This window comes from Cupriavidus sp. IDO, assembly GCF_000812465.1.
Lineage (GTDB): Bacteria > Pseudomonadota > Gammaproteobacteria > Burkholderiales > Burkholderiaceae > Cupriavidus.
Map to the genome: position 1 here is coordinate 54,145 of NZ_JWMA01000048.1, position 8,459 is coordinate 62,603.

Here is an 8,459-nt window from a genome sequence, read left to right on the forward strand (position 1 = left end):
CCAAGGCTGCGTTGAGTAGCGTTTCCGCGGTCATGACTGCACCCTCTTGCGTGATGCAGGGCCGCTTCCAGTGGCCTGTGCCCTCTTCCAGGCTGCGTATCGCTCAGTCATACAAACCGCGCACGGTCGGAAGCCCGCGGCGATAGCGATCGACTCATCGAGGAAGAAGATCCGCTGTTTGATATAGCCCCCGCGGGCGATGGCCTGCAGGGCCGCTCGGCAATCAAATCTGCCGTAGATTCGCCGGCCTCGATGGCCACCGAGTGTGCCCGGGACCGAACTCTCATAGGGCTTTCCGTCCCTTCCAATCAGCGTCCAGGTTCTCGATTCGGTCATAGTCCGGTCCACCATTTCGGCTCAGTCTGCATCCAGACCGGATAAGTACTGACCAGCCCGTTCGTATGCGCGTGGAGACAAGTCCGCTGCAATGGTATCGGTCAAGATCAGATCCCCGGCAGCATGGCAGTCTGTGGTTCGTCACGCGCTGGCGCGATCGCCCTCTCGTGCTCCAGTAGCCAGCGTTTACGGGGTACCCCCCAGGCGTAGCCCTTGAGATCACCATTGCTGGCGATGACCCGATGACACGGTACGATGATGGCAATCGGATTAGCGCCATTGGCCGCACCGATGTCGATGGCCGCGCGCGGATCGTCGAAGCCGAGTTCCTTGGCCAGCTTGCCGTAGGTCGTGGTCGTGCCGGCCGGAATGCGGCGGAGCGCGGCCCAGACCCGGCGCTGAAGCTGAGAACCAGCGGTCTCGGTCCGCAGCGCATCCAGCGCGCCCAATTCACCCGAAAAATAGCGAGCCAGGGCTTCGGCGATCTCCGAAGGGGCCGGAATTTCAACCAGCTCGATACTGCCATACTGGTCGCGCAAGCTGCGATGCTGGCGCGCCTTGTGGTCGGCAAAATCGAGCCCGCGCACACTCTGCCGCGCATCGGTGACGAGCAGTAGGTCGCCCAACGGCGACTTCACATGGCTCAAGAACAATTGCATGATGCACTCCTTGTTGAATGAATCCGCGGGCCACTTGATAATCAGCCGTCGCCATTCATGGCGGCCTCCTTGATCAGGCCGAGCTGGGTCAGCGCAGCCACACCGTCGTCCAGGCCAAGTTCTTCCACGATCCTGCCGTCGATCACCTTCAGCACGGTAGTACCGGTGAAATGCATCTTGCGGCCAGTTGCGGCAGGCAAACCGCCAATCAGGAAGTCATCAAATGCCGGGCCCGTGTGGGTACCGCCACCTTCCCACTGGCCGACGACATAGTCGCCTTCGGCAATCAGCTCAGCCGTTCCCCAGAAGTTGAGATCGGGGAACGCGGCACGAAAGTCGGTCATGAAGGCCTTGATATCCTCGCGACCACGACGAGGCTCGTGCAGCGAATACTTGAGCAGCATGTTCGGCGCGGCAATCTCATCGATCACCGCCAGATTGACATTCTTGCCCCAGAATTCCGTAAACCAACGACCGACGACGGCCTTGTTCTGCTCTTCTTTGCTCATGGAAAGGTCCTCACAGTTAGTTTCGGGAAGGTTCATCGAAACCATTCGATGTCCTGAGCAAGAGAATAGGCATCCCCACGTTGTTCAAAACTCCGATTCTTGCTGCGCAAACCAATCCGAAGATCGAGGCACCCACTAGGGCAGTGACGGTACCTCATCGTCTGTGCGAGCAGTGCGCACTTGAGTGGCTGGCCGCTCCAGTATTGCGTCGTGGATTCCGTTGGCGCGCAAGCCTTCGCACGTGCGGAACAGATAGTCGCTCGAATTTCCCAGCCCGCCGGAGGCAATAGCAAGTCTGCGCACAACGGTAAGCGCATTGGATTCAATCGCAAGAAACGGAGAGCGCGGCCAAGACTGGCTGCCTATTCTTCATTACGAGCCAGTCGCGACATGCCGAGGTTCCACGTGTCCGGTATCCGCCCGGTATGTCCTCAAGCAAGGAGGCTGTCATGCCCATCAATGAACTCCAGTCAGACGCCTATGCTGACCTCGGCGACATTTGGCTTCGGGATCAATCGGCGCGACTCAGGCAGAAGCATCTGCAGTTTGGGCGGCATTATCGGATGGATGTCGAGGCGCTCCTGGCTCGAAACGCTCAAGCGACTCGGATGGGCAGTGCCGCCACAATGGCGGCCCCGAGTCATGGCCTGCCCACCGATCGCATTCGGCGGGCAACGATCGAAGCCATTGAACATTGTGCGCGGTTGAACGATCCTATGGCGCACATGGCACTGCTGCCGCCGATCGCTACGAATTCGCACCCGATGCCGGCATCGGAGCCGCGCGATGCTGAAAATCGCGACGCGGTGTGCGAACACATACGCCTCTGACCAGGTGCCGATGGACGTGGGCGAGCCTGCTGAGTCTCCGCTTTCACCCGAACTTCGGTCGTTCACTGAACTCTGTGCCGATGTCTGAGAAGAGTCGACTACGGAAGCCGGCCGTGTGATCGTCAGTGCACGGCCGGCGTCCGGCTTCAAATTTCCGGGCTCGGCCAGTCTCAGTCGCTTACCCGTACGCGTTGCGGGCGGCGGCGATCGGCCAAAGCGGTCAGTAGAGGTGACATGCCCATTCGGCAAATTTCCGTCAGAAGTGAAAGGCTCTAGGGATAGAAGGCTTCACCGCGGTTCAGCATGTTGATGAACTCCTCGATTTTGCGCGCCCGGGTTTCTGGCTTTTTGGCATTCTGTACACGAAACAGGATGGCATAGCGGTTGCGGCTATTCAGTGTTGCAAAGAATTTCTTGGCTCTCGGATTTGCGTCCAACGCTACTTGCAGGTCGTCCGGCACTATCGAGTTACTTGCTGACGTGTATGCTGACTCCCAGCGGCCGTCCTTCTTAGCTCTCTCGATCTGCGTCATGCCAGGAGGGCGCATCCTGCCTGCGGCGATCAGCGCTTCAGCTCTGTCTTTGTTAAGTTTTGACCAGATGCTTTTTGCAGAGCGAGGCGTGAAGCGTTGCAGCCAGTATTTCTCGCTATCGGCCTGTTTTTGACCATCAATCCAGCCATAGCATAGAGCGCCTTCTAACGCCTGTTCGTACGTTACGGTTGGCTGTTCGGCTCCTTTCTTCGCCAGGCGCAGCCATGCTCCGGTCGAAGTGCCGCCGTTTTGCGCTAGCCAGCTTTCCCATTCGATCTGGCTGATAAACGTTAGAGGGAATTCAGTCATGTCACTATGCCGAACAGTTGAATTCTGAGCGAGGGGCTTCGTCCGCAGTCTAGCAGCGTTTATACGGACCTCAACATCCGGTTACAACCTGGTTGATGACCATCCTTTGGTCTGCGCAGGCCGTGCCACGCAAGGGAAATCGAAGCGCGCGCAAGGCGGGCTGAAGCGATGTACTCTACCGCGGCGTTGCCGGCGCACGCCCCGGTAATCACCCCCCGCGGAAGTTCAATCCCATCGAGACGCGTGCAGGCAGTAATATGAGCATCCCCGCCCTCAATTGGAAGTACCGCGATGCAAGTACTGGTTGACGCAGACGCCTGCCCGGTTGTCGTCAAGGAAATGTTGTATCGGGCCGCACAACGTACCGAAGTGTGCGTCACGCTGGTTGCCAACCAGTATTTGCGCACGCCGCCTTCCCGCTTTATCAAGGCACTGCAAGTGCCTGCGGGCTTCGACGTCGCCGATGACCGTATCGTCGAGCTGGCCAGCAGCGGGGACCTGGTCATTACGGCGGACATCGTTCTTGCCGCCGCTGCCCTCGACAAGGGCGCCTATGTGCTCGACCCACGTGGAAGCTGGTTTAGCCGGGAGAATATCCAGGAGCGCCTGACGATGCGCGAGGTGATGGAGCAACTCCGCAGCTCGGGCGTCGATACCGGCGGACCGGCACCGTACACCGCACAGGATAGCAAGGCTTTCGCCGGCCAATTGGATCGGTTCCTGGCGCGCCATGTGCCGCCGCGTGCGGTCCCCTGAAGCGGGCTGGCCACAGCAACGCATAAAGTCTGCACCGACGACCCTGTCAGACTGCCCGATGTGCGTCGAGATCCAACGCGGCCTCGGCCGCTGCGCCCGACTGTCCCTTGTAATAGAGGTGCACGCCGATAGCGAGGGAGTCATTTCGGATCTCGTGCAGCGCCGGCGTGCTGAACCGCTCGTCTATCATTGACCAACCGGCGCCGTGGAACGTCACCCTGCCTTTTCCGTTGACCACCAGATGCGTGGCGGTTCGCCAGCTACTACGAGATTGCCATGTCCCGATACGTTGCCTTTCTTCGCGGCGTCAGCCCGATGAACGCCCGGATGTCCGAACTCACACGCTGCTTCGAGGCGGCGGGCTTCTCCGAAGTGAAAACCTTGCTCTCCAGCGGGAACGTCGTGTTCAACGCGCAATCGTCGTCACTGGCCAGCCTGGAGCGACGCGCCGAGAAGGCGATGCAATCTGAACTGGGCCACAGCTTCGACACCTTCGTCCGGCCGGCCCGCTATCTCCAGGACCTCATCGACTCGGATTTCTTCGCCGGGTTCGGCCTTGCGCCTTCGGCCAAGCGGGTTGTCACCTTTCTGCGCAGCCCAGTGTCGCCAGACGTGAAGCTGCCCATAGAGCGCGATGGCGCAAGCATCGTCAAGGCCAATACCATGGAGGTCTTCAGCGCCTACGTGCCTGACCCGAAGAAAGGCCCCGTGTTCATGCGCCTGCTCGAACGCTCGTTCGGGAAGGACATCACCACTCGCACGCTCGATACAGTCATCAAGTGTGCCAGGGCATAGGCTGCTTCATGCGTAAGGCGGTCGCCCGGACGCTCAGGCGGACACGCGAACGTCAGATCCACCCGGACAAAATTGAATTCATGAAACCGGTCACGACGCGCCTCGTCAGACGAACCGTGGGATGGGTCCTCGCTGCGGCGTCTGGTCTGGGAGCACGACGCCTTCCTGATCGATGTAGCACCACCCCCAACCCTCCGGGGGGTCATATCCCTCAATGATCGGATGCCCGGTCTTCTCGAAATGCGCGCGGGCATGCTTGAGCGGAGAGTTATCGCAGCAGCCGACGTGGCCGCAGGATCGGTACAACCGAAGATGTACCTACGGGCTGCCCACTTTGAGGCATTCTTCGCAACCCATAGCGCTTGGCGCGACATCACGGATCGTATCCGTATGGCCACAAGTGAGAACCGGCGTGCCGCCTCAACCTGGATTGGAGTCAGGACGGGGAATATCTGGTGCCTGCGCTCTCCGGCACCGTCTGCGTGGTGCTGGATCATACGAGGGTTCTCCTCGCGAGAGCGGAGTCCCGTGGATTCATCGCCAGGAGCCGTCAGCTTCGGGAAGTCTGGAGGTGGTTTGCGTGACCCGGAGCAGCGTCACGCGAGGTGAGTTTCGATCGGCAACCCGGATCTCAACGTCTTCGTAACGGGCGTGCGCTCGGCAATTTCCGCCAGACGGGCTTTCTGGCTGTCGTCCAGGCCCCTGATCACAAGCGTCCGCTCGATTCGCCGCTCGTCCGTCCCGACAAGCCGCAGGGAGACTTCGAGCGATTCAAGGGCCCAACCTTTGTGTTCGGCATACATTTTGAGCGTGATGGCTGTGCACGCGCCAAGGCTTGCAAGCAATAGATCGTAGGGGGCCGGTCCAGCCCCTTGCCCGCCGAGAGCGCGAGGTTCATCGGCCGTGATTGCGTGGCCGGATACGACGATGTTCGTGCGATAGGGCGTCGATCCAATCTGTGCGGTGCCGTGTGTCATGGTTCCTGCTCCTCTGCACGACGATGTGGGATGCGGGATGAACTGGTCTTCCTTGAGTATCTTCGCAAAGCGTCTGGCATACCAATCAACCTTTGGTATGGTCGATCGGCCCGGCGGCATCTCAAGATGCTCGGATCGAGCCGACGATCCCCTTTAACTTGCGAATGACTCGATCGCGTGTTGATCCCCGCGGCCTTGCGCAACCCCACAAATATCAAATTTTTTGAACAACATTTACAATCCAGCTTGAATGTTCGTCCACTTCCAGTCGCTATAGTTCTGCACATGGACGGCGCCACACCACAACAGAGCAGAGACAGCGCCGCGCCAGACAGAACGTCAAAATAATTGAATTCACTCCCACCGGAGAACACCATGTCGAACGCCAAGCTTGAAGTCCTGACCCCCCGCAACAGCCAGCTCATCATCATCGACCATCAGCCGCAGATGGCCTTTGGCGTGCAGTCGATGGACCGCCAGACCATGAAGAACAACGTCGTGGGCCTGGCCAAGGCCGCGAAGATCTTCGAGGTGCCGACCACCATTACCACGGTCGAGTCTGAATCGTTCTCGGGCTACACCTACCCCGAACTGCTCGACGTGTTCCCCGGCAAGCAAACGCTCGAACGCACGTCCATGAACTCCTGGGACGACCAGAAGGTGCGCGATGCACTGGCCGCCAATGGCCGCAAGAAGGTCGTCGTGGCCGGCCTGTGGACCGAAGTCTGCAACACCACCTTCGCGCTGTGCGCGATGCTCGAAGGCAACTACGAGATCTACATGGTGGCCGACGCCTCCGGCGGCACGACCAGGGAAGCGCATGACTACGCCATGCAGCGCATGGTCCAGGCAGGCGTGGTGCCCGTGACCTGGCAACAGGTCATGCTGGAGTGGCAACGCGACTGGAAGAATCGCGAAACGTACGACGAGGTGATGGCCGTGGCCAGGGAGCACTCGGGCGCCTATGGCATGGGGGTCGACTATGCCTATACGATGGTCCACAAGGCCGCGCAACGCACGGCAACCACGCACGAATCGCTGGCTCCCGTGCACGCGCCGGTCATCGAGCGCTGATGCACGTCCGCCGCCAGTCTTCCCTCGGAGCGCACAAAATGATTCCAGGTAGAAGCGTGGCCAACGCCACCCTCCTGCTGGGAGGCTGGCTGGCCATCAGCGCCTATAGCGTAGCGGCGGCAGCGATCGTCGCCAGGACGCTGATCGCATGATCGCCCCACGCGGGGGGAAACCCTCCCCCGCGGTCATGCCCCTGCGAGACAAGCAAGCGGCGACAACCATTTACCGGATGGATCTCAATCATGAGCGCGAATGTCAACGCATCAAACAACGCAGAAACAGGCGGAAATCTCAGCCTCTGGGAAGTATGCAAAGCGCCAATCCTTCTGACTATTGTGGGCGGCGCCATCGACACGATTGGCTTTATTGCGCTGCTGGGCTTCTTCACTGCGCACGTCACCGGAAACCTGGTGCTCGCGGGAGCGGCATTCGTCAAAGGCGGGTCCGGCTTATGGATCAAGCTTGGCGCCATACCACTCTTTATTGTCACGGTCATCATCAGCAAGATGCTGATTGACCGCAACCAGCAGACTCACAAGACCTTAGGCTGGCTGTTTGTTGCTGAAGCAATCTTTCTGCTTGGTTTCATGGCCGCCGGCCTGTATCTCGAACCATTCGACAATGCCGATGGCGCAGGCCTTGCTTTGACTGGAGGCCTTGGCCTTGTCGCGCTCGCCATCCGAAATACTGCCAGCAAGACACTGATCAAATACATCAGTCCCAGCACCATGATGACCGGGAACACTACACAGCTGGGAATCGATCTGTCAAATTACTTGCGCGCCAGGACACACACCAATTTCCAGGATCTGCTCAAAAGCGCAAGTGTTGTTGTCGGTTTTGTGATCGGTGCCTTCCTGGGGGCGTCCCTCTATGTGGCGATCGGATTCTGGAGCGTCTTGCCCTTTATTCTTCCCATCGCATATATGGCACGCTTGGCATTCCGCAACCAATTTAGATGAGTGGGTGACGAAAATGGGCATCAGCAAGAACAGGCTTGAATCATTTAGCGATGGGGTCATTTCCGTAAGCCTGACACTCATGCTATTTCAATTACAGGTTCCCGAAGGCCTTTCATTCAAAGATATCCTGAATAATGCCTATGTTTTTTTCGGGTATGTACTGAGCTTCGTTTACGTCGGAATATACTGGAACAACCACCATCACCTGTTTCAAGTTGCCCGAGGCATTAACGGCAAGATCATGTGGGCGAACCTCCACTTGCTATTCTGGCTAAGCATGATTCCATTCACCACCACCTGGACTGGAAGATCCGGCTTCGCGGAAACGCCGACAGCAATGTATGCATTTGTCCTGTTCATGTGCGCCGTCTCTTACTCACTGCTCACAAGACTCATCATGAACTACGACGGCGAACATTCCGCGCTTAGGCAGGCCATCGGCAACGACCTCAAAGGGAAGCTCTCCCTCCCAATCTACGCATTAGCGATCCTGGCCAGTTTTTTCAGCAGCGTAGCTTCGCTTCTGATACTGACCTTAATGGCTGGCGTCTGGTTCTTTCCTGATTCCCGCATTGAAAAATATCTGCTCGGTAGCAAATCCCAAGAGCTCTGACGGTATGGGCTTAGAGCCCGTTTGAAAATTCAAGGATGGGCGATTCTGCGTAGCAGCAGGCCGCCCATCGCGATATAGACCATAGCTTCCGATACGTCAGTTCGCC

At 58.6% G+C, this 8,459-nt stretch carries 13 protein-coding genes; 6 read left to right on the forward strand and 7 right to left on the reverse strand.

The window, feature by feature from the left end; genetic code table 11:
• Positions 1–30 precede the first annotated feature (30 nt).
• The 3 genes from RM96_RS39995 to RM96_RS16560 all read right to left on the reverse strand — a co-directional run bounded on the left by RM96_RS39995 (position 31) and on the right by RM96_RS16560 (position 1,504).
• Positions 31–336, reverse strand: a complete 306-nt coding sequence (locus RM96_RS39995) for a metal-binding protein (protein ID WP_082016580.1) — start codon at positions 334–336, stop codon at positions 31–33.
• Between the two features lie 107 nt (positions 337–443).
• A complete protein-coding gene (locus RM96_RS16555; protein WP_039012111.1) occupies positions 444–995 on the reverse strand; it encodes a methylated-DNA--[protein]-cysteine S-methyltransferase in 552 nt (183 codons plus the stop codon).
• A 41-nt stretch (positions 996–1,036) separates the two neighbouring features.
• Entirely contained in the window at positions 1,037–1,504 is a 468-nt protein-coding gene (locus RM96_RS16560) for an ester cyclase (RefSeq protein ID WP_039012113.1), read from the reverse strand.
• Positions 1,505–1,953: 449 nt separating this feature from the next.
• Here RM96_RS16560 and RM96_RS16565 point away from each other — a divergent pair, with 449 nt between their 5' ends.
• Positions 1,954–2,334 (forward strand): hypothetical protein, encoded by a 381-nt coding sequence (locus RM96_RS16565; protein WP_063925992.1) that lies wholly within the window; start codon positions 1,954–1,956, stop codon positions 2,332–2,334.
• 272 nt (positions 2,335–2,606) lie between these two features.
• On the opposite strand, the gene RM96_RS16570 is transcribed toward RM96_RS16565, so the two are convergent.
• Positions 2,607–3,176, reverse strand: coding sequence for a YdeI/OmpD-associated family protein (locus RM96_RS16570; protein ID WP_039012115.1), 570 nt, complete (start codon positions 3,174–3,176; stop codon positions 2,607–2,609).
• A 291-nt stretch (positions 3,177–3,467) separates the two neighbouring features.
• On the opposite strand from RM96_RS16570, the gene RM96_RS16575 reads away from it, so the two are divergent.
• Positions 3,468–3,932: a YaiI/YqxD family protein gene (locus RM96_RS16575; RefSeq protein WP_039012116.1), complete on the forward strand. Its 465-nt coding sequence runs from the start codon at positions 3,468–3,470 to the stop codon at positions 3,930–3,932.
• A gap of 46 nt (positions 3,933–3,978) precedes the next feature.
• On the opposite strand, the gene RM96_RS39370 is transcribed toward RM96_RS16575, so the two are convergent.
• Entirely contained in the window at positions 3,979–4,149 is a 171-nt protein-coding gene (locus tag RM96_RS39370) for a hypothetical protein (protein ID WP_193752468.1), read from the reverse strand.
• Positions 4,150–4,208: 59 nt separating this feature from the next.
• On the opposite strand from RM96_RS39370, the gene RM96_RS16580 reads away from it, so the two are divergent.
• Positions 4,209–4,727, forward strand: a complete 519-nt coding sequence (locus RM96_RS16580; RefSeq protein ID WP_082016579.1) for a DUF1697 domain-containing protein — start codon at positions 4,209–4,211, stop codon at positions 4,725–4,727.
• 105 nt (positions 4,728–4,832) lie between these two features.
• Here the strand turns inward: RM96_RS16580 and RM96_RS37180 are convergent, their stop codons facing one another.
• Together RM96_RS37180 and RM96_RS16585 are read right to left on the reverse strand one after the other, a co-directional pair.
• On the reverse strand, positions 4,833–5,033 hold the full coding sequence (locus tag RM96_RS37180) for a UBP-type zinc finger domain-containing protein (RefSeq protein ID WP_443112256.1): 201 nt from the start codon (positions 5,031–5,033) through the stop codon (positions 4,833–4,835).
• A gap of 290 nt (positions 5,034–5,323) precedes the next feature.
• Positions 5,324–5,704 carry an OsmC family protein gene (locus RM96_RS16585; RefSeq protein WP_039012119.1) on the reverse strand — a complete coding sequence of 127 codons (381 nt, stop codon included), beginning with the start codon at positions 5,702–5,704 and terminating at the stop codon, positions 5,324–5,326.
• 375 nt (positions 5,705–6,079) lie between these two features.
• On the opposite strand from RM96_RS16585, the gene RM96_RS16590 reads away from it, so the two are divergent.
• From RM96_RS16590 to RM96_RS16605, 3 genes are all read left to right on the forward strand, one after another.
• Entirely contained in the window at positions 6,080–6,778 is a 699-nt protein-coding gene (locus tag RM96_RS16590) for a hydrolase (RefSeq protein ID WP_039012120.1), read from the forward strand.
• Positions 6,779–7,020: 242 nt separating this feature from the next.
• Positions 7,021–7,740: a YoaK family protein gene (locus tag RM96_RS16600; protein ID WP_039012124.1), complete on the forward strand. Its 720-nt coding sequence runs from the start codon at positions 7,021–7,023 to the stop codon at positions 7,738–7,740.
• A gap of 13 nt (positions 7,741–7,753) precedes the next feature.
• On the forward strand, positions 7,754–8,353 hold the full coding sequence (locus tag RM96_RS16605; protein WP_039012126.1) for a TMEM175 family protein: 600 nt from the start codon (positions 7,754–7,756) through the stop codon (positions 8,351–8,353).
• Positions 8,354–8,459 lie beyond the last annotated feature (106 nt).